The organism is Peribacillus deserti (assembly GCF_002863585.1).
Classification (GTDB): Bacteria; Bacillota; Bacilli; order Bacillales; family DSM-1321; genus Paraperibacillus; species Paraperibacillus deserti_A.
This window is the reverse complement of the sequence record NZ_PGUY01000021.1, coordinates 96,502-116,114: the sequence shown is the minus strand read 5'-3', so window position 1 is coordinate 116,114 and position 19,613 is coordinate 96,502. Positions and strand designations below refer to the sequence as shown.

The following is a 19,613-nucleotide window of genomic DNA, read 5'->3' as shown; positions in this document are numbered from 1 at the left end:
CCTCTTTTTAAATTTCCAGTGCCCGTGACTGGACGTTTTTAATAGTGATATCTTCAATTTCTTTTCCCGCAAGGATTGGAGTTTCACCAATGTCTGTTTTAATATTCTTTATATAAACGGAATCCGCCCTTTGTTTCCCGCCAAATACCTTAATATACTTCCCTGCCGTTTTAAATGCGCTCATCTCAATAGAATTCAACACGATATTTCTGGCCCTGTATTGGACAGAGATCACCGGTTCTCCATGATAATCATATTCCGGGTCTCCAATTAAAGTAAATCCATTAACCACAACATTCCTGTAGCCTGAAATAACCATGCCGCGCGGCTTTGATTCAGAGTATAAATCCGTGTACCGCGGTGCTATCGAGACTAGATTGGTAGCTTTAATATTGTAGGCAGTCAGAGATTCTGGATCCCCGGCCTTATGGTGTCCAATATGTCTAAAATTGTACGAACGATTATCATTGATGGATAAGTGTCCAATAATATGGACATTGGCTGCGGCAGAAGCATTATGATGAGCTTTTATTTCTACTCCTCCAAAGCAGCGCGCTGTTGAATTATTAAGCAGCCAGACATTTCTCGAGCCGTCATCCACTTCTATTCCATTTGAATTGGAAGATCCTTTTTTATGGGCTCTTCCACTGGGATCGCACATATGGGAGTTACTAATCAGAATATCATCACTATGATGCGTGGTGATTCCATCATCTCCAAAACCGTAGCCGTTTAGATGATCCAGCCAGATATATCTGCTTCCGCCGCGGGCACGGGTTCCATCCCCGAAATAGGTATATACTGTGGAAGATACATCAAAACAATGGAGTCCCGGATTTATGCCCTCTGTATGTTTCACCCATCCATAGGTAACATTTGCGAAAAGAAGGCAGCTGGATCGATTGTTTCCTGCACTGGTCCGTATTGCTTGCGGGAGACGCTCTACATTCCAATCCAAACTTAAGTGCTCCACTGCTATATTTCGGTTTCCTTTAAAATGACTTTTATTTGTGATGACCCAGGCACTTCTGGAAGACTGAGGATGAAGCTTTATCACACTTTTTCCTTTTCCCTTGCCCGTTATGATGGACCATGAAGGAAGTTTAATTCCTCTTGTCACAAAGATTCCTTCTGGAACGATCACCTTTACATGCCCACTTCCAAGCGCCTTTCGAAATGCCTCGGTGCAGTCTGTCATTCCATCGCCCTTCGCCCCGAATTCCGTCACATCCACCTCACGTTTAATCATGTTTTGAAGCTTTTGATATTCCTGGTCAAGTAATAACTTCCATTCAGGGTAAACGGTTCCCTCGCTTACAGCCGGAGTATGAGACCACTCCCTGTCCTGTATCCCGGCTGATTTAATCAGGAATAATCCCATCAGCTTTTGCAGGCCTCTAAATGGGGGAATAATAGCAGGAGCTTCTTTTTTATATTGGTTAAATAGTTGGTTTGTTTCTTCAATAGCCTGCTGTATGTTATCTATACCGGTATAATCTTTAATAAGATCCTTATTTTTGCCTGGATCATGTGTTTTACTTAAATATATCAAATCCTCCACCTCGTATCCTTTCTACAAGGATTATTCCCGGTCTATACCGTATTAACCTGTTTTACTACAAAAAAGTATTTGTAGCCGCCGATTCATGGCTGTATCCTGTAAACCTTTACTGCTACTATTTATTAACAGAGCTTTCTGTTTAGCGAGTAAAAGATTGTTACGGCAGCTTTACCCCTTGCTCCATATTCACTCTATTTGTTTTCCGAGATTATATTTATCTGTTGTAGTTCTTCATAATAACAAAAACCGGATAAAGTAATTTGAGTTAAATGTGAGAATGATTAAGTCAGCTGGCTCATTTACCACTAGATATTGTGGAAGTATGAAATTTCGTTTCAGCATTTGGTCTTCTGCGCATGGCAGGTAAGAGGAATCTGGCAGAAATGATGGCAGCCGAGGCTATTATCCGGATGCGGTTGGAACAATCCTAATATCTCCCATAAGCGTTGGAGAAAGATTGGGAAGCCATTTAAATACAATCAAACTTATTTTAGGGATGAGTGTGTTACCTGTATGGAATTCCTGAGTTGAATAAAAAAGCACGATCGACTCCGGTTGAAGTAAAGGTGGTTTTTAGGAAACAAAAGGCTGGCAATATTGCTGATGTGATCATTTGCATATAGGAATTCGGTGGAATGTTTTCCATTACTCTGAAAATGCGAATAAAATGAATCTACGTAAAAAGATTGCTTATCAATAGAAACCGTCGTTTTTAACCCGCCGATGTTTTGTATGTTTCAAAGGTTTCCTATAAATTTACAGAAGCTGATGATGAAGCAGCAAATACACAATACCCGGAAAAAACTAAATAACAATATTCGCGGTCCTGCATTCCGTGGCCCATTAGTTCACGTTCATACAAAAAAGACCGAACTATTTCTCGGTCTTTTCCCTTGGCTCTTTTCTAAAAGATTGTTGTTTTTTAAAAGTTTTTTACGGCACCCTATTGTTCAGTCAGGTCGATTAGAGCGTAAGGTGCGAGACTCCTGCGGGAGCAGCGGGACAGGTGAGACCCCGCAGGCGAAGCCGAGGAGGCTCACCGCCCGCCCCGCGGAAAGCGAGCATCCTGGAGAGGAAATCAACCTCTTGTTCTATAGCAACAAAGTTTGCGAAACAGCCTTTCCCTTATACAGACACAATATAGCTTTTTTCGGGTTACCCAATTTGATTTTGAAATAAGGTATTTCTGTCACTAAGCCTTGTTATTCTAGTGTACAAGAATATATTAATCAAAATAACGATCAGAGAGACCATCAGCAGAAATTGAGGGCCGATAAAAAACACGCCGGATACCTGCCCCACCAGCATTCCGATAACCGGCAGCACAATAATTCCCCCGATGTTTTGAGCTTCTTGAAAGGTTTTAACTCTTGAGGAAATAATGACATTTAACAAAATCGTCATTATGGTAACCAGCGGAGATAAACAAAGGATCAGAATCAGCCAATTTATTGAAGGAAATATGAGTTTATCGAATAAAGAATATCCCGCTGTATTAATAATAATTCCGCTTATTAAGAAACTTACCGCAGATACAGCAAAAGACGGTGTGAATGAAGCGATAATTTTTCCGATGAACAGCTCCTTCATGGTAATCGGGGAAAATAATAAGCTCTCTAGAGTTCTCCGTTCCTTTTCCCCTACAAAACTATTAGCTCCTAACACAGAGGCTGTTATTATGGGTACCAGCAGAAATAAAGCAGGGAGAAAATAATTAATGGCAGTATAGTAGAATTTTTGATTGATTGTTTTCAAGCCGGCTGAATGTTCTACCTTATCCAGCAGAGATTGAATAAGCTCCAGCGACTTACCATCCAGCACACGGTCAATATCGGCGAATAAAGCCACACCTGCTAAAATACTCGGAAAGGCCACACAGAATATGATTGGTATCACTATAAGTGTGACAAAAAGACTTTTGCTTCTTTTAATGTCAATTAAATCTTTCTTCACCAATGTGAAAATCACTGTTTTATCCATTATTCCCCTCCCGAATATGGAAATAGATCGATTCAAGGTTATTGTTCTCTTGAATGACAGAATACACAGGGTAACTTTTTAAGATTTCTTTTAATAGAATCGGTATGTCCTCTTTATTGTGAAGCTTGAACGTTATGTAGGAACCCCTTCTTCTCATACACTGAAAGCCCTTAATGGTATGTGTAGGTTCGATTGGAAAATTGGACTCGATTGTAATCGTTAGTTCTTTAATATATGCAGCTTCTAATTTGTGCAGTGGAGCATGCTCAATAATGGATCCGCTTTCCAAAAAAGCGAAGGAAGTGCAGATGGTTTCTAACTGATGGAGGACATGTGAACAAATCAGGATGGTTGTGCCGGTTTCTTGATTGTACTTTTTCAAATAGGACAAAACCATCCGTATGCCTTCGGGGTCTAAACCATTTGTCGGCTCATCTAGAAAAAGGATTTTTGGGTTATGCAAGAGCGCCTTCGCCAGGCCAAGCCTCTTCTTCATCCCCGTACTATAGGCACCTGCGAGCTTATGCTGATGCTCTTCTAAATCAAACAAGTTTAAGAGCTTGTCGATTTGGGCCTTTTTATCCTTTACTTTATATAACCCTGCAAAAAAATTCAGATTTTCCCTTCCGCTCATTTGATGGTAAAGCCCGGCGCTTTCTGTCACAATCCCTGATAATTTTCTAATTTCATCGCCTTCTGTAGCCGGATTAAAGCCGAAAATCGATATACTGCCCGTATCATGATTTATGACACCATTCAACAGCCTGATGAAAGTGGTTTTGCCAGCACCATTCGGCCCTAGCAGCCCTATAATTTCTCCTTCATTTGCGCTGAAATTTATATCTTTTAAAATCAGTTCATTGCCGTATCGTTTAGATACTTTGGATACCGAAATAATAGCCAATGCAGCTCCCCTTTCTATCCTACGTCTTCTTTTTCATGGTTCCTTTTTACTATTCTCTTCCAAAATTTAATCTATTTTCATACAGCCGTCAATGACTATTTTTCTTTTTTCGATCAAAAAAAGAGCCGGCATAAGCCAGCCCCGGTAACCCTCGGTTACGTAAATTATTTAGCTAGGACATCTGTTAAAACCGGTACAATTTGCTTTTTACGGGATACAACTCCTTTTAAAACGGCTGTACCTTCAGTTAGGGCTACATCATACGCTTTTTCAACCGCACTGGTTTTCTCTCCTAAAGCTAAAGCAACGGAATCATTAGTTAAAATATCTGTTACAACAAACAGGAACAGATCCAGGCTCTTTTCGTTAATAACTGAAGTAATTGCAGCTTCTAACTCTGCTTTGCGTGACATTACTTCATCCGTGTCAACGGCATTTACCTGTGCGATTTCAACCTTGCTGCTTCCCATTTCGAACTCTTTTGCATCCAATGAAATAAGCTCCTGGATCGTTTTGTCCCCTAAATCTGCTCCAGCCTTCAGCATATCCAGTCCATAGCTATCAGCATCGACACCAGCTATTTCCGCTAGTTCGCGGGCAGCAGCAATATCTTCATCTGTACAAGTTGGAGATTTAAATAATAATGAATCTGAAATGATTGCAGACAGCATAAGGCCGGCGATATCTTTTCTGATTTCCTTGCCGTTTTCTTTATATAATTTATTTAAGATCGTAGCTGTGCAGCCTACCGGTTCTGCACGGTAATACAAAGGATCGCTTGTTTCAAAGTTCGCAATGCGGTGATGGTCAATGACTTCTAGAACACGTACAGCATTAATATCATTAACGCTCTGCTGGCGCTCATTGTGATCTACTAAAATAACCGATTTAACTTCGTTTGCAGCCGTTTCAACCAGGCGGGGAACTTCAACGTTAAAGTGGTTTAGGGCATATTCTGTTTCTCCGTTGATTTGACCAAGACGCACAGGTTCTGCATCCATACCAAGCTGTTTTTTTAAGTCTGCATAAGCAATCGCCGAACAAATAGTATCCGTATCGGGATTTTTATGACCAAAAATTAATACTTTTTCCATATTTCATTACTCCTTATATGTATATTTCAGGACCTCTTTCGGCTGATGGAATTCCACCAAAACCATACCATATCCCCAAAGGGTCCTAAGGTTTGACAGCTATTCTATATGTCTCGGGTTAAGACTAGCTTGAATACCGTTAACCAATATTTTTATTATATCTATTTCTTCCTTCAGCACAAAGCATTTTCCACTTTTTTATGAGCCCTAATTTACAGGAAATCATTTTGTAACTTTTTTAATATTATTGTAAAGTTTCACCCCCCTTCCCTCATAGGATAAACGGTAAAAACCATTAGGGGGGAATTTTTTGTTTAGAAAGTGTCTAATTCTATTTGTATTTGTTTTCTTGGCAGTTTTCAGCATGGGCGGAACCAGCAGCTTTGCTGCCGGCAGCAAACTCATTGTCATTAATAAGGCAAATAACCAGCTTGCCTATTATAACAATGGAGTCTTAACCAAGATATTTAAAGTAGCGACGGGCAGGAAGCCATCCTATACTCCAGAAGGTAAATTTAAAGTGGTGAATAAACTTGTAAACAGGCCTTATTATTCCGGCCATATTCCGGGAGACGATCCAAGGAATCCCCTGGGCAACCGCTGGCTCGGATTGAATGCACGCCAGACATGGGGAACTACCTATGCCATCCATGGCAACAATAATCCTGGTTCTATAGGGACATACGCCAGTGCCGGATGTGTCAGGATGTATGATCAGGAGGTAGAGTGGCTGTTCAGCCAGGTGCCGGTTAATACTCCTGTTGTGATCACTGCTTCTTCGAAGCCATTTAACAGTATTGCAGCTTCTTATGGGTTTAAGGTAAAAGGTAACTTTAAGCCCCCTGCTCCTCAGACTGCTGCAGCTGTACTGAAAAAAGGCAGCCGCGGAGAACAGGTTACAGCCCTTCAGAAAAAACTGACCTCTTTAGGGTACAGCACAAAAGGAATTGACGGGGTCTTTGGTTCGAATACAGAGAATGCAGTTAAGGCTTTCCAGAAAAAAAAGGGCCTCAAGATGGATGGAATTGTTGGAAGCACTACAAAAAAGGCTCTCGGCTTGAAATAACAAAAGCGGCATCTCCACAAGGATGCCGCTTTAAATCAGCCAATAATGATTTTTTCTTTAGGATATTGATAGTGCCCCGTCTTTTCCTGGCGGCCAATGATGAATAAAAAGGAGATAATGCCGACTCTTCCTATAAACATCAGGATCATTACTACAATTTTCCCAGTTATCGAAAGATCAGAAGTAACCCCTAATGACAAACCGACCGAACCGAAGGCAGAACAAACCTCAAAGATGATTTCTACAATGTTCAAAGACTCTGTGATCGTCATTATAAAGATCGACAGGAAGCACATCGTCACCCCCATAGTCATGACGGCAACCGCTTTATAAATGTCCTCTTCGCAGATTTCCCTCTTAAAGACTTTAATAGCTCTGTTTCCAGTTGCGAAATTAATAACAAATAAAAACATAATAGCAAAAGTGGTCGTCCGGATCCCGCCTCCTACCGAACTCGGCGAAGCGCCTATAAACATTAAGAAGCTGAGCAGCAGGGTGGTCGGCTCTGAAAACTGGCTCACATCCATTGTCGTAAGTCCGCCGCTCCTTGTGTTGGAAGAAATGAATAAAGAATAAAAGAATGTATCTGTCCAGCTTTTATCCGCAAAAAACCCATTTTTTTCAAGGAGGATGATTAAAAGTGTCCCTACCACAATGAGAGCGCCAAAAGTAAAGGATGTGATCTTAGTGAATAAAGAAAAACGGTACTTGTATGGATAATGATTGTCCCTGGAAAAATACTCCTTTATTTCAATCAGGACTGGGAAACCTATAGCACCCAATGTAATTAATATAATTGTAATGATCTGCAGAAAATAATCCTTTGCATAAGGAACCATGGAGTTTCCTGAAATATCAAATCCCGCGTTAGTCGTCGCACTTACAGATAAAAATAATCCATGCAAAAAAGCTTCTTTCCAATCAGAAAAATATTGTAAGAAGTATAAACCCAGTACAATGGCTCCGATGACTTCTATGATCAGTATCATCTTAACAATTTCAATCAACAGTTTAACGAGTCCGGAAAGCTTCGTCTGGTTTTGATCCGTCATAATAAGCTGCCGCTCTTTAAGACCAATCTTCCTCCCCAAAATCAACCAAAAAAACGTCCCCAGCGACATAATGCCAATCCCGCCAAACTGCAGCACAAACATCAATAAAAACAAGCCGGTTGTATTGAATGTCTGGCTGACATCTACTACAGAAAGACCTGTAACACTAACGGCACTGACTGCCATGAATAGAACATCAATAAATTCCCATTTTACTCCTGGTTTCAACGATATCGGAAGACTCAATAATATAGTAGAAATTGTAACAGAAATCACATAATACATAATAATTAACTGAGCGGGATTCAGTCTGTCGAGCATTCTTTGCTTCATACTGCTGTCCTTTCAATACAAGCTTAAAATATATTTAACCATATACCCGGAATTTTAACATATATACCGGGCCGATGTTCAGATAAGGGTGCGGCTGGCTGATTGGACTGTTGAGTATCCATGTAATGTGGTTTTACATAACAAGGCCATACTGTTTTTAAGCTGCTAAATATGACTTCAGCTTGCCCGCCGGCAGAACTATACAATAACAAACGGCTGTACATTCCGGGACTATGGGCGCCATAACCATTTCCCTCCGAGAAGGATTATATTTTGTTTTCCCTCCCACCTTGTGGGAAATGGGGACTGTCCCCATTACGGATCTAGATGTAACGGGCTTGTACGCTTCGGGAAATAGGGGACTGTCCCCACAATCTAATCCATATTTTCTAATCTTTCTAATATACGTCTCTTCTTATACAGCATTGTTCCGGTTTCAGCCAGATCCTTGATCATGGAGCGGTTGGTAATCGCCCCAAAAACAAGACCGGCGACAGGAACCATTTGAAAAAACTTTTTCCAGCCGAATGCATCTCGATATGTATAGACTACTTCCCGCCACCCTTGAAGCTGTGACATCATTTCTCCTGAGGCATCATCAGATGGGCTGCTATGTTCCTTCAGGCTGTTCAAGATTGCTCGTTTGCCGACGATATCAGCTGAGGAAAACTGAAGACACTTTACAATAAAAATTCTTTCGCTTTTTTCATTCGGGTCGTATCCATAGATGATCGCTATTTCCTGCAGTGTTTTTAAAGAGATCGCCAGGATGGCCGGGATATCAAGAGCAAGAGTAAACATCCCTCCTATTCCCGTGCTGGCCCCTTGAAAGGCGGCTAATTTCTTCCGCTGCCCAACCAGCTCGGAAGTCACTTTGTCTAGAGACTTAATGGGAAGGCTATGGATATCGGAAAGTGAGGTTAATGGCTTTCCTGTACTCTGCTCAATCCTGCTGAACAGCCTTTCTTTGCTGATCAAGTATCTGCCCCCGGACTGGATGTAGCCTCCAATTTCATCAAGAAGGCTGCCCATTTTTTTATGAATAAACGCTGGAGTAATTTTGTCCAGTATTTTAAAGGGCAGACGGCCGATACGATCCCAAAACCACAGGCCGCCTTGTTCATCTTCCCACTTTTTGATCGTGTCAAGCTCCTTCAATAGTTCTTCTTTTGTTTCCAATATTCATCACCTTCAGTTTGGTAGTGTTAGTGCCTATTCTACACAATTTCTACGGCTATGTTTAGGGTTATCTTTCATCAGCCGTACGAGACAAGGATGTTACTGGTACGATATAGGTGTTGAATGAAAAGTAAAAAGCCTTCTATCGCAGACAGAAGGCTTTACAATATAAAATTTTTAGAATGGAAGCAGCGCTGCTTTTTCCACCGTTTTAAGGTTTTCTATCATCTCAAGCCATTCTTCCGGCTTGTTCGGCAGCACCGTATAATAACGTGTAAGGAAGTTTACAATCAGATCCGCTTCCACTTCCGTTACATTTCCGGCCATAGGCAGGAAACAAAGGTCGAGGCCGGTAACTGCCTCTCCGTCATTATTCCAGGATGGATGGACGTAGGTAAAATCCAGGCGCTTGTATCCAAGGTGGCTCAACACTTCACGGCGGACAAAAGGGTCCATCGGCTTGACTCCGCCGAACTTAAAGTCCTGAACGAGATATGGGTTATAAATTTCTGCAAACATACCAAAGAGTTTTTTCCCGTTTTTTTCTGCAAGACCATGGAGGTCTTCAAGTCTCTTTTGTGCGAGAAACGGTCCGACACCAAGACCCTCTCTGCCGATAATCGTAAAATCAGTCATGGCAATATTCATGTCCTCATAATACCGGTATTCTGTTGCACCCACTACTTCGCCGTTATGTAAAGCAACATATACCTGGATACCCTCATCTTCCAGGGGTTCTGCCCATAGATTGAATTCAAGGACTTCTTCAGGAGGAAACACTTGCTGCATCAGTTCATGCATTTGTTTAAATAAAGGATCGGTTAGACCGGTAATTCTGCGATAATCCACTTCTTTTTCCCCTTTTATTTTAGTGTGGTTTAAACGGATTCTTCCATTCCATGAGGGCACCGTAATGACAGGATTCTTCGTCCTCTAAATAATTTGCTGCTACTTTGATAGGGGTGCGGCCGCAGCGAAGGAGGAAGGTAATGACAGGATCCTTCAGCTCTCCTTTTATTACAGCCTCAAGATAGTCCTCAGGAGGCATCAGGTCCGCCTTTTTGTGATATCCTGGCATCCTTCCGCCCCCTAGCAGCCTTTCCAGCCCAAGATGAAGGACTACATCATACATTGAATGCATCAGCCATTTTCCGATTCCTGATTTTCTAAATCGAGGCCGGACACTGATATCGACAACATACAGGGTATTCCCTTTTGGATTATGGGTTCTGATATATCCATTATCAGTGATTTCCGCCCAGGTATGGTCACTGTCGCCATACTTATAGTCTACTAACAGTCCAGTCATGGAACCAGCGATTATACCATCCACTTCCATACATAAGGCACCTTCCTGGAATAGAGTAATATGATTCGTCAGCTGCTCTATATTCCATAATAAATCAGGCGGAAAGGGCGGCGGGAAGCATTCCTTTTGGATTTCTATTAAACTTGGAAAATCGTCCTCTGTGTAATTGCGGATTACAGCTCTCCTGGGTTTATCACCATCGAATATAAAAAATTCCTTGTGAAACATAGCTGCCCCCTTAAACAAGCTCTGCTATTTTTGTTTCCCAATCCCCATACAGATCGGTCCTGCGGTCGCGCCATGTCGTAACAGACCCCTTTTCCCTCACTTTATACAGAAGCTCCAGGTTAAGGTCAGCTGTAATAATCATGTCTTGATTCATTTCACCTTCGGCAGCAATCCCGCTTGGAGGAAACGGAATATCATTTGGAGTGATAACCACTGCCTGGCCGAAATTGGCCCTCATAAAATCTACTGTAGGAAGTGAACCTACTGTACCGGTGGTCACCACATACACTTGGTTTTCAATGGCACGTGCATGGCTTGTGTACCTTACTCTATGGAACCCGTGACGATCGTCTGTGCAGGATGGACAGAAAATGACATCGGCGCCTTTCGCTTTTGCCATTCTAACGATTTCGGGAAATTCGATGTCGTAGCACGTCAGCATCGCTATCGTTCCCTTTTCCGTTTCAAAAACCTCCAGCCCCTCTCCAGCAGACATATTCCATTCATTAACCTCTGTGGGTGTGATATGAAGCTTCGCCTGTTCAGCTACCCTGCCATCTGGATAAAATAAATGAGCTACATTGTAGAGACGGCCATCTCTCTGCACTACATGCGTGCCCCCAATGATGTGCATCTTCATCTGCATGGCCAGCCTGATGAATAACGCACGATATTGTTCGGTAAAATCAGGGAGATCCTCTATAGTACGCGCTTCCCCATATTCATTGGGAATGGACATCAGCTGAGTTGTAAAAAATTCCGGAAAAAGTACAAATTCAGCATCGTATTCCGCAGCTGTTTTTACATAATGCTCAACCTGGCTTTCAAACTCGTGAAAAGAATGAATCGAGTGAAGGTCGTATTGAACCGCAGACACCCTTATTTGCATAAAAAAACACCCCGCTTTTTATCTATATAACGTAAGCAATAACGATATTATTAGATAATTTTATATAATTGGCAAGTACACACTTTTTAGTTACATAGTAACAAAAAGTATACTATAAAAAGTCTTTTATTAGGTGATTAACTTTCTGCTTCGTATCGTGCAAATTTTGGATGCCGAGTGATACGGTCGATACAGCTTCAGGTCCAGTCTGACCCTTTCATTGTCGTTCAGTAACAGCCTCAAAAATCCCTTTTTAAATGGCTATATTAAAGGTCATTGTTCATTTTTGCACGATGTTGATTGGAGCGGAAGGTGCGAGACTCCTGCGGGAAAAGCGGGGCAAGGGAGACCCCACAGGCGTCAACGCCGAGGAGGCTCCCGGACCGCCCCGCGGAAAGCGAGTGCCTGCAGCGGAAATCAACAGCCATGTTTAACATAGCTTTTTAAATAAATAAAAGCCAGGGAGCTTGTCCCTGGCCAATTTGGTCATTATTTGATTAATGCTGATGGTGACTGCCTTTGGAAGGATTCGTAATGACAAACTCTTCTTGTGGTACATAGAAGAATTGAATCCATACTCCATCCAGGAAGTCATCATTTTTATCAAGTAATACATCGATGTCTTTGTCGGTTTTAACAATTTCATCATTCTCAGTTGGTGTATCAAAAGTCAAGGCATAATGAGCATGGTCCCCATGTTTTTCAGTCACAATGACTCTTATCATTTTGCCAGCAGCTGCTTCTTCCTCATTAAGCATTTTCTTAATCACTTTCGCAGCATTTCTATTGATTTTACATTTCATATCAGAAATTCTCCTCTTTCAGTTGATAGTGATATTATCCCACCTATTAGGAAAAATTAAAAATAAATTGCTCCTAAATCATCTTGTCCACTCTGTTTATAAAAAAAAGCCATCCTTTTGGAATGGCTCAGATACCAGCTTAATATACCATTTCAATATCGTGATAGTACTTGAACTCTAACAAATTATTGGCAGGATCGATCAAAAAGAACGTAACATGCTCTTCTTTCTTTCCCTTAAACCGGATCATCAGCTCCTGGAAAAAGGGCAGTTTCTGTTCCTGGGCAAAAGTAAGGGCTTGATCGAATTCTTCTTTATCTGTAAAGGTGATCCCATAATGCCTTGGATACATTTTTGGACGTTCATCCACGCTTTCTGGATTTAAATGGCACACCACTTGATCGCCAAAAAAGTTGAAAGTAACTCTGTCGTCATATCTTCTTGCAAGAGTACAGCCTAATTTCTCGTAAAAATCTACGGTCTCATCCAGATCCTTACACGGTATGGCCAGATGGAAAACTTTGTTTGTATCTCTCATTCATATTCCCCCTCATGAAACGTATAAAAAGTGTCGGAGCGAAGTCCCAGCCGGAGTGTTTCTAATGATATCGGATCAGTGAAGGGTATGTTTGCCAAATTAACATTCGGACCCGCAAGTTTTATGAAGGACGTCTGCAGTTTTTTATTTGGAGCCTCAAAAATAATATTGGCTAATGAGATGCCTGCCTCTCTGATTCTGCCTACAATGTCGAAGCGCATTTCTCCTTTTTCATCACACAGACCACTTGTACCGCTCTCCCTGGCTTCCGTAATCACTTTATAGGCACCGGCTTCCAAATCTTCTTGTATGAATTGGACCCAGTCCTCGGAATGAAGTGTGTTTGAAATCACGGAATCTTTGTGGCCGACCTCGCTGAACACGATAAAATCTTTTGAAAATTCCTCAATAAATCTAGCTTTTTCCCGATTAGGGATATCAATTGTCCCGTTGGAGATCTCCACGAAGGCTGATCCATACCGTTTACAAAAATTGTAATATTCATCTACTTTCTTTTGGCTTAAAAACTTTTCAAATAAAGTTCCTCCAAAGAAAAAATCCACATTATTTTCATCAAGGAAGCTGATTTTTTGTTCCAGGCATGAGGTAATAATCGAAGTACCCCAACCAAACTTAATGAAATCTATATATGGCCCTGCACTGGCAATCGTATCCTTAAACAAATTGAACGGCACGCCGTTATCAATTAAAATGGTAATTCCATGCTTCCTTGGTTTGCATATCCTTTCAGGCAAATGGAGCCCCTCTATATTCACACGCTTACCCTCTCAATCATCGGTATTCTGTCTTTATAGCTGACCTTCATAATAAAGCCTGAAGATCGTTCCTTTATACAAAGATCTATATCTTCTGGATTGAACTGCGGCTTCGCTTCATCGAAAAATTTTTGAGCAGCCGCCGAATTTACGATTCTATCTGCGGCCTCTTTTCCAGTACAACTGCGTGGTCCATGCAAAAGGCCCGAAATATACTCGGCACAAGCAAGATCATCGTCACCATCCGGATGTGAGGCGATTATATTGATCAACTGATCAGGAGCAGGGCCTATCAGCTTATTTTTAATAAACTCGGCGGTGGTTCTTGCATTTGAAAATCCAGTCACAAATACATATTCAGCATCCAATGAGTTCAAGGTTGCCGTGACGCCGTTTGTAGTCTTTTGAATCAAATATCTGTTTCTTAGATCGGCCTTGAACACATTGGCAGGTGAATTGTCAAAGTCAAAACCTGAAATAGGGAGACCGCCGACCTCTCCAGCAAGAAGATAATCTGGATTTTTCTGCTTTAGTTTGAAAGCCTCCTCCACACTGCCTGCGAGAAGAATTCCTTCAGCGCCTTTCATAAACGCGTATTGCGTTACCGTAAAAGCGCGTATCACGTCAATCACCACATTTATATATGAAGATTTCAGTGCTGGTTCATGTCCTTGAAATATATGAATTCCCACCTGCACCCTCTCCTCCTGTGTTGATGAGAGCTACAGTTCAAATAACTGTATTACACTAAAAAGTATATTCGCCCGGTTGGAATGGGTGCCAAGTGCTCAAGCCCTTCCTTGGTAAAAACCCAAATGTTTATTGCAAGGCAGCTTTTTGCCAAAGTGTACTGGTATTTATAAGGAATGTAAGTTGTACTTGGAGAGTTAAACATTATGGAGGCAGATAGTGAGGTATTACTTGAGGAATCAGCTTTCCATAAAGCAGGCAACTATTCACTCACAAATCGGAGGACCGCAGACATTATAAAAGATCCTCGTAAAACAGAGGATCTTCATACATTTTCCTTATTTGATTAATTAATACAAAGCTCCCGGCAAGCGTCAGCACATCTCCGGCACGCTTCTGCACATCTCCGGCAGTAATCATCCTCGTATTGCTCACAAGCCCTGGCAGAAGCGTCACAGATATTAGCTGCAACACTGCATAACACTCTTGAATAAGGGCTTTCCCGTGTAATCAGCTGCCTGACAAGGTTACACACATCTGCACAATCTCTGACAAGCCTCAAAGCTTCCCTTCTCACATCTTCGCTGCGCAAGCATTCTCTATAACAGTACTCACAGGCTTCTGCACATGCATTACAAGCTTCTGCACACTCTCTTAAGTAAGTTCTTAATCTTTCACTTGATGCCACAGGTGCACTCATCTCGATCCCTCCAAGAAGTTACTTCTTACGTGTACAATATATGAAAGGGATTTCTGTAATATTCAGGTAAAAAGAAGGGACAGAATATAAATTCATATCAGCCTTTGTGGGGTTGAGTAAACATATTAATAGCCTGCACGTGCTGCAAAATCTCATCCTTAACCTTTTCTGTCTGCGATGTATCCCCGCACTCTTTTGCATTCTCCACCTTATCAAGAAGCAATGCCAGCTTTCCCAGCATCATTTCCTTCTGCAATAACAGGTAGAAGGAGTCCGGTTCTTCAGTATTTTCCCGAGCGGCATCAGACCCATTATTGAATAAGGTCAATTCCCGATTTTCCCCGCTTATTTCATGTTTTTCACCCTGTACATTTCCTTGAATTAAGAGAAATTCGATGGCATTTATTAGCTCAGGAGCAGGATTTACCAATCTTTGATATTCAAGCCGGAATATAAAATTCCCGTCGGTTTCTTTAAAAAAAGTAAAGGGAAGTGATTCGTCTTTTTTTATACTATCAATTTTCATCCATTTCGCATGATCATTCAGGAACAGTTTATCAGATATAAGTTTCATAATATGAAGCCACTTCTGTACCAATGGTTTGGCCACGTAACCCCTAAAATCTCTGTAAATTACAATTCTCTGCAAAAAAAGACTCCTCCTTTCTGCGATATCATATGAGACGCACGAAAGAATGGAAACGTTTTAAACGAAGGATGGGCAATTGATGTTGAAGGCAGGGAATTGTTTGCATGAATGATTAATATCAAACAGTCTGGATGCAGACTGCTTTGGCCATCAAGATTAGGCTCCTAGCGACCCCGTTTCCCCCGGAAGTAACCAATGGGCTTGCAAGGGTTACGCGAGGAAACTTCCTATGGGTTCAGTAATGGAGCTCTCAGGCGCCGCAGTTCAATTTACCATACCTAACAAATTTATTTTAATTTTCTTTGGCTGGATTTAAAGCTCTCTGGGCTGGGAACTATAAATTGCAGGGCTTATTTCGTAAACTGTATTTCATACATAGGTGGTGCTTAAAAATTTTATGAGTAAAAACGAAACAGTGAATGCATCTTTTCGTATTGGGCCTATATTTGCAGTAATGATAGCCGGTGCAGTTGCCGCTTTTTTAAATCAAACACTGATCAACATAGCACTTCCGCAAATCATGAATCAGATGCATATATCAGCAGCAACAGCAAATTGGCTGACGACCATTTTTATGCTTGTAAATGGAATCGTTATTCCTGTAACTGCCTACTTGATGAACAGGTTTACGACCAGGCAGCTTTATCTGGCTTCCATGGGGCTCTTCGCTGCTGGAACATTGATCTGTGGAATTGCACCTTCCTTTTCAATCATTCTGATCGGGCGTGTGGTACAGGCTGCTGGAGCCGGCATACTTTTTCCGCTTATAACCAATGTGATCTTCACTTTATTTCCTCCCAACCGCCGAGGGTATGCAATGGGGATTTTTGGGATTGCGATGAACTTTGCCCCAGCTGTCGGTCCAACCTTAGCAGGCTGGGTCGTCCAGACCTACTCCTGGAGAGTTCTCTTTTTTATTATCTTTCCTATTGCTTTTCTTAATTTTGCTGCGGCCATTTTCATAGTGAAAAATGTGACCGAAGTCGGCCGGCCTAAGCTTGATATCCTTGGCGTGATTTTATCAACCATAGGATTTGGAGGCATTCTCTATGCCTTTACCGAAGCTGGTACAAAAGGCTGGGCCAGTATGGAAGTAGCTGCAATGTTTGCGGTAAGCGGGATCAGTTTGAGTCTCTTTGTCTGGAGGCAGTTACGGGTGGAAGCTCCTATCCTCGAATTTCGGATTTTTCGGTACCGCATCTTCACATTAACGACCATCATTAATATTATTGTGACTATGGCGATGTTCTCGGGAATGATTTTAATGCCTATTTACATGCAGAATGTCCGCGGCTTTTCTCCATTGATGTCCGGATTACTGCTTCTTCCCGGGGGAATAGTGATGGGCATCATGTCCCCTATTACCGGCAGGTTATTTGATAAATATGGCGCAAAGTGGCTGGCTGTGATAGGTCTTGGAATTACGGTCATTACTACGTTTGGATTAAGCAGGCTGCACACCGATACTTCATTTAATTACGTCGTCACCATCTATACAGCTCGCATGTTAGGAATGTCTCTCTTGATGATGCCTATATTTACAGCCGGATTAAACGAACTTTCCTTGGATTTAAACAGATATGGCACAGCCATGGTCAACACGCTTAGAATGATTGCTGGTGCAGTCGGCATGGCCTTTTTTGTATCCATTATGACTAATAACGGCGCACAGCATGTAAAGGAAATAATCCGCCTCCAGCAAATTTCACCAGCTGACAAAGGAGAAATAGCTGCAGCCATCAACCAGGGAACCGTCATGGGGGTAAATGATGCATTTTATATCGCAGCATGGCTTACAGCAGCTGCATTTATATTGGCCTTCTTTATCAAACGCACATCACCAAGAGAGAACATCATATCCCGCCCCCGAGAAAAGACTGATTCCAGACCTGGTCTTCGCGGAGGGGCGAAGAAGTTATTAGACTAAGCTGGGACAGATCCAAGCGAAAACTTTAAAAATTACGAGGTAAAAATAGTAATTACGAACATTTGCTATCCATAGTTAAAAACGGCTGCCGGATCTGGCAGCCGTTTTTACCTTTGTTCAAAAAAGAATGCAGATCTCACTGTCCATCCATGAAACGTGCATATATTCCTAAAATCGTTCATATATCCCAGAAATCGTGCATATACCCTAAAAATCGTGCATATATCTCAAAAATAGTTCATATATCCAGGAAGGGTCCACAAACCGTCCATATATCCAAGAAGGGTACTCATATCCCGAAATTCGTTCGTATATCTTAAGACTCTAATATATCCCAAAAATCCTTTATCTCAGGAATCGTGCATATATTACGATAATCGTCCATATATATTATAAATCGTGCATATGTCTCGAAAATCGTTCGTATATCTTAATCATCATTCATTATCCCAAAAGTCATGTATATTCCATCCCGAAGTAAATAAAACCCTTGGCAGAATCCTTTTCAGATGTCTCCCATTCAGTCATTTTCTGAAGCATGCCCATTTTTTCTAGGAGTTGTTCCTTTTAATCCTTGAAGGGCAATAGCTGCCTCCCCTAATTTCCTGCAATAATGAGCTAATCCTCTATTATGGCCTGGTTCCCCACAATAAGTAAAAAGGTTTACATAATCTTTTTATAAAAAACCATTAGCGGATGCTGTACCCCGCCCTGTATTGTTCCGGGGTTAATGGATCTCCGCCAAGTACAAGTGATGCTTCATTAGCCCAGTAAGGATTGCGCAGCATACCCCTGCCTACTGCTACCAAGTCCGCTTTTCCTTCTCTGATGGCTTGTTCACTTAAATCATAATCTTCCATACGGCCTACTGCTATGGTTGGAATGTTTACGGCTTCTCTTACTGCAGCTGAGAAATCAAGCTGGTATCCTGGACCGGCTGATGCTGGTCCTGAGGTTCCTTCACCGCCTGATGATACATGCAGAATATCCACTCCAGCTTCTTTATAACGCTTAATCAGCTCGATCGAATAATCAAGGTCATACCCTCCTTCAGCATACTCAACTGCTGAAATGCGGAGGATCAGCGGCATGGATTCCGGCATAACACGTTTTGCCGCTTCAATGATTTCTACGCCGAAACGGGCTTTATCTTCCCCGTACACATCCGTTCTTTTATTTGTAAGAGGTGATTGAAATTGATGAATCAGATAGCCATGAGCCCCATGAATTTCAATAGTATCAACACCTGCTTGTACGGCCCTTCTAAACCCTGCTTCAAATTTACCGACCATTTCTTTCACTTCTTCTGTTGTTAATTCCCTCGGCTGTTTATAGCGATCTGAAAACTGGATGGAAGATGAAGAAACGGGTACCTCAGCATCTTCAGCTTTTCTCCCGGCATGGGCGATTTGAATGCCCACCTTGGCACCGTAGCTCTGGCATGATTCGATAATCCTTTTGAACGCCGGAATATGATCATTAGACCAGATCCCCAGATCAAAATCTGTAATACGGCCATCCGGTTCCACATCGGTCATTTCTATAATAATTAGTCCGGTTCCCCCAACCGCCCGGCTGGTATAATGAGTATAATGCCAGTCATTTGGTATTCCATCCTTCGCTTTTACGGAATATTGGCACATTGGCGGCATAACGATACGGTTTTTTAATTTTAGCCCTTTTATTTCAAAGGAATCTAATAAAGTGGTCATCATATAACTTCCTTTCCTGTACATTCCCTATGAAAAAATCCTTAGTGTTCATAATGGGATACTTTACATTTTTACATTTGCCAATCTTTGATAGCAAATTAAATGCCTTAAAAAATAATATAAAGCTGGATTACCATATGTAGTGTTCCCCGCCCTTTTAATTATAATTAAGCTTAGGTCGTGCCTGTTTTATGCAGTAAGCAGGCACTTGCTTTCCGCGGGT

The 19,613-nt window shown here is 41.7% G+C and carries 18 protein-coding genes; 2 read left to right on the top strand and 16 right to left on the bottom strand.

What is annotated here, in order from left to right; all coding sequences use genetic code 11:
- Nucleotides 1–7 precede the first annotated feature (7 nt).
- The 4 genes from CUU66_RS07720 to CUU66_RS07705 all read right to left on the bottom strand — a co-directional run bounded on the left by CUU66_RS07720 (nucleotide 8) and on the right by CUU66_RS07705 (nucleotide 5,539).
- Complete coding sequence (locus CUU66_RS07720) at nucleotides 8–1,561, bottom strand: glycosyl hydrolase family 28-related protein (protein ID WP_308302471.1); 1,554 nt, start codon at nucleotides 1,559–1,561, stop codon at nucleotides 8–10.
- Nucleotides 1,562–2,716: 1,155 nt separating this feature from the next.
- The gene (locus CUU66_RS07715) at nucleotides 2,717–3,541 is read right to left on the bottom strand and encodes an ABC transporter permease (RefSeq protein ID WP_101641098.1); all 825 of its coding nucleotides are present in this window, start codon (nucleotides 3,539–3,541) and stop codon (nucleotides 2,717–2,719) included.
- Nucleotides 3,534–4,445: an ABC transporter ATP-binding protein gene (locus CUU66_RS07710; protein WP_180955200.1), complete on the bottom strand. Its 912-nt coding sequence runs from the start codon at nucleotides 4,443–4,445 to the stop codon at nucleotides 3,534–3,536. Before CUU66_RS07710 ends, CUU66_RS07715 begins: the two co-directional genes overlap by 8 nt.
- 164 nt (nucleotides 4,446–4,609) lie before the next feature.
- Complete coding sequence (locus CUU66_RS07705; RefSeq protein ID WP_101641096.1) at nucleotides 4,610–5,539, bottom strand: manganese-dependent inorganic pyrophosphatase; 930 nt, start codon at nucleotides 5,537–5,539, stop codon at nucleotides 4,610–4,612.
- Between the two features lie 310 nt (nucleotides 5,540–5,849).
- On the opposite strand from CUU66_RS07705, the gene CUU66_RS07700 reads away from it, so the two are divergent.
- Complete coding sequence (locus CUU66_RS07700) at nucleotides 5,850–6,605, top strand: L,D-transpeptidase family protein (protein ID WP_257967928.1); 756 nt, start codon at nucleotides 5,850–5,852, stop codon at nucleotides 6,603–6,605.
- A gap of 35 nt (nucleotides 6,606–6,640) precedes the next feature.
- On the opposite strand, the gene CUU66_RS07695 is transcribed toward CUU66_RS07700, so the two are convergent.
- The 11 genes from CUU66_RS07695 to CUU66_RS07645 all read right to left on the bottom strand — a co-directional run bounded on the left by CUU66_RS07695 (nucleotide 6,641) and on the right by CUU66_RS07645 (nucleotide 15,751).
- A complete protein-coding gene (locus CUU66_RS07695; protein ID WP_101641095.1) occupies nucleotides 6,641–7,990 on the bottom strand; it encodes a TrkH family potassium uptake protein in 1,350 nt (449 codons plus the stop codon).
- 375 nt (nucleotides 7,991–8,365) lie between these two features.
- The gene (locus tag CUU66_RS07690) at nucleotides 8,366–9,169 is read right to left on the bottom strand and encodes an EcsC family protein (protein ID WP_374702979.1); all 804 of its coding nucleotides are present in this window, start codon (nucleotides 9,167–9,169) and stop codon (nucleotides 8,366–8,368) included.
- Between the two features lie 177 nt (nucleotides 9,170–9,346).
- Nucleotides 9,347–10,018 (bottom strand): GNAT family acetyltransferase, encoded by a 672-nt coding sequence (locus CUU66_RS07685; RefSeq protein WP_101641093.1) that lies wholly within the window; start codon nucleotides 10,016–10,018, stop codon nucleotides 9,347–9,349.
- Nucleotides 10,019–10,037: 19 nt separating this feature from the next.
- Nucleotides 10,038–10,706 (bottom strand): GNAT family N-acetyltransferase, encoded by a 669-nt coding sequence (locus tag CUU66_RS07680; RefSeq protein WP_101641092.1) that lies wholly within the window; start codon nucleotides 10,704–10,706, stop codon nucleotides 10,038–10,040.
- A 10-nt stretch (nucleotides 10,707–10,716) separates the two neighbouring features.
- On the bottom strand, nucleotides 10,717–11,595 hold the full coding sequence (locus CUU66_RS07675) for a carbon-nitrogen hydrolase family protein (RefSeq protein WP_101641091.1): 879 nt from the start codon (nucleotides 11,593–11,595) through the stop codon (nucleotides 10,717–10,719).
- 497 nt (nucleotides 11,596–12,092) lie between these two features.
- Entirely contained in the window at nucleotides 12,093–12,398 is a 306-nt protein-coding gene (locus CUU66_RS07670; RefSeq protein WP_101641090.1) for a heme biosynthesis protein HemY, read from the bottom strand.
- Between the two features lie 139 nt (nucleotides 12,399–12,537).
- On the bottom strand, nucleotides 12,538–12,936 hold the full coding sequence (locus tag CUU66_RS07665) for a VOC family protein (protein WP_101641089.1): 399 nt from the start codon (nucleotides 12,934–12,936) through the stop codon (nucleotides 12,538–12,540).
- Nucleotides 12,933–13,712 carry a phosphosulfolactate synthase gene (locus CUU66_RS07660; protein WP_101641088.1) on the bottom strand — a complete coding sequence of 260 codons (780 nt, stop codon included), beginning with the start codon at nucleotides 13,710–13,712 and terminating at the stop codon, nucleotides 12,933–12,935. The genes CUU66_RS07665 and CUU66_RS07660 overlap by 4 nt, the downstream gene beginning before the upstream one ends.
- Nucleotides 13,709–14,404: a 2-phosphosulfolactate phosphatase gene (locus CUU66_RS07655; RefSeq protein ID WP_101641109.1), complete on the bottom strand. Its 696-nt coding sequence runs from the start codon at nucleotides 14,402–14,404 to the stop codon at nucleotides 13,709–13,711. Before CUU66_RS07655 ends, CUU66_RS07660 begins: the two co-directional genes overlap by 4 nt.
- A 344-nt stretch (nucleotides 14,405–14,748) precedes the next feature.
- Nucleotides 14,749–15,102 carry a four-helix bundle copper-binding protein gene (locus CUU66_RS25355; RefSeq protein WP_101641087.1) on the bottom strand — a complete coding sequence of 118 codons (354 nt, stop codon included), beginning with the start codon at nucleotides 15,100–15,102 and terminating at the stop codon, nucleotides 14,749–14,751.
- Nucleotides 15,103–15,199: 97 nt separating this feature from the next.
- Nucleotides 15,200–15,751 (bottom strand): hypothetical protein, encoded by a 552-nt coding sequence (locus CUU66_RS07645; protein ID WP_101641086.1) that lies wholly within the window; start codon nucleotides 15,749–15,751, stop codon nucleotides 15,200–15,202.
- Nucleotides 15,752–16,148: 397 nt separating this feature from the next.
- Here CUU66_RS07645 and CUU66_RS07640 point away from each other — a divergent pair, with 397 nt between their 5' ends.
- Complete coding sequence (locus CUU66_RS07640) at nucleotides 16,149–17,678, top strand: DHA2 family efflux MFS transporter permease subunit (RefSeq protein WP_101641085.1); 1,530 nt, start codon at nucleotides 16,149–16,151, stop codon at nucleotides 17,676–17,678.
- 689 nt (nucleotides 17,679–18,367) lie between these two features.
- On the opposite strand, the gene CUU66_RS07635 is transcribed toward CUU66_RS07640, so the two are convergent.
- A complete protein-coding gene (locus CUU66_RS07635) occupies nucleotides 18,368–19,390 on the bottom strand; it encodes an NADH:flavin oxidoreductase/NADH oxidase (protein ID WP_441339242.1) in 1,023 nt (340 codons plus the stop codon).
- Between the last annotated feature and the right edge of the window lie 223 nt (nucleotides 19,391–19,613).

Excerpts from the sequence above, each read along its gene's own strand:
- CUU66_RS07640 (WP_101641085.1), top strand. The coding sequence starts at position 16,149 with ATGAGTAAAAACGAAACAGTGAATGCATCTTTTCGTATTGGGCCTATA.
- CUU66_RS25355 (WP_101641087.1), bottom strand. The coding sequence starts at position 15,102 with ATGAGTGCACCTGTGGCATCAAGTGAAAGATTAAGAACTTACTTAAGA.
- CUU66_RS07670 (WP_101641090.1), bottom strand. The coding sequence starts at position 12,398 with ATGAAATGTAAAATCAATAGAAATGCTGCGAAAGTGATTAAGAAAATG.
- CUU66_RS07715 (WP_101641098.1), bottom strand. The coding sequence starts at position 3,541 with ATGGATAAAACAGTGATTTTCACATTGGTGAAGAAAGATTTAATTGAC.
- CUU66_RS07705 (WP_101641096.1), bottom strand. The coding sequence starts at position 5,539 with ATGGAAAAAGTATTAATTTTTGGTCATAAAAATCCCGATACGGATACT.
- CUU66_RS07635 (WP_441339242.1), bottom strand. The coding sequence starts at position 19,390 with ATGACCACTTTATTAGATTCCTTTGAAATAAAAGGGCTAAAATTAAAA.
- CUU66_RS07680 (WP_101641092.1), bottom strand. The coding sequence starts at position 10,706 with ATGTTTCACAAGGAATTTTTTATATTCGATGGTGATAAACCCAGGAGA.
- CUU66_RS07695 (WP_101641095.1), bottom strand. The coding sequence starts at position 7,990 with ATGAAGCAAAGAATGCTCGACAGACTGAATCCCGCTCAGTTAATTATT.
- CUU66_RS07665 (WP_101641089.1), bottom strand. The coding sequence starts at position 12,936 with ATGAGAGATACAAACAAAGTTTTCCATCTGGCCATACCGTGTAAGGAT.
- CUU66_RS07675 (WP_101641091.1), bottom strand. The coding sequence starts at position 11,595 with ATGCAAATAAGGGTGTCTGCGGTTCAATACGACCTTCACTCGATTCAT.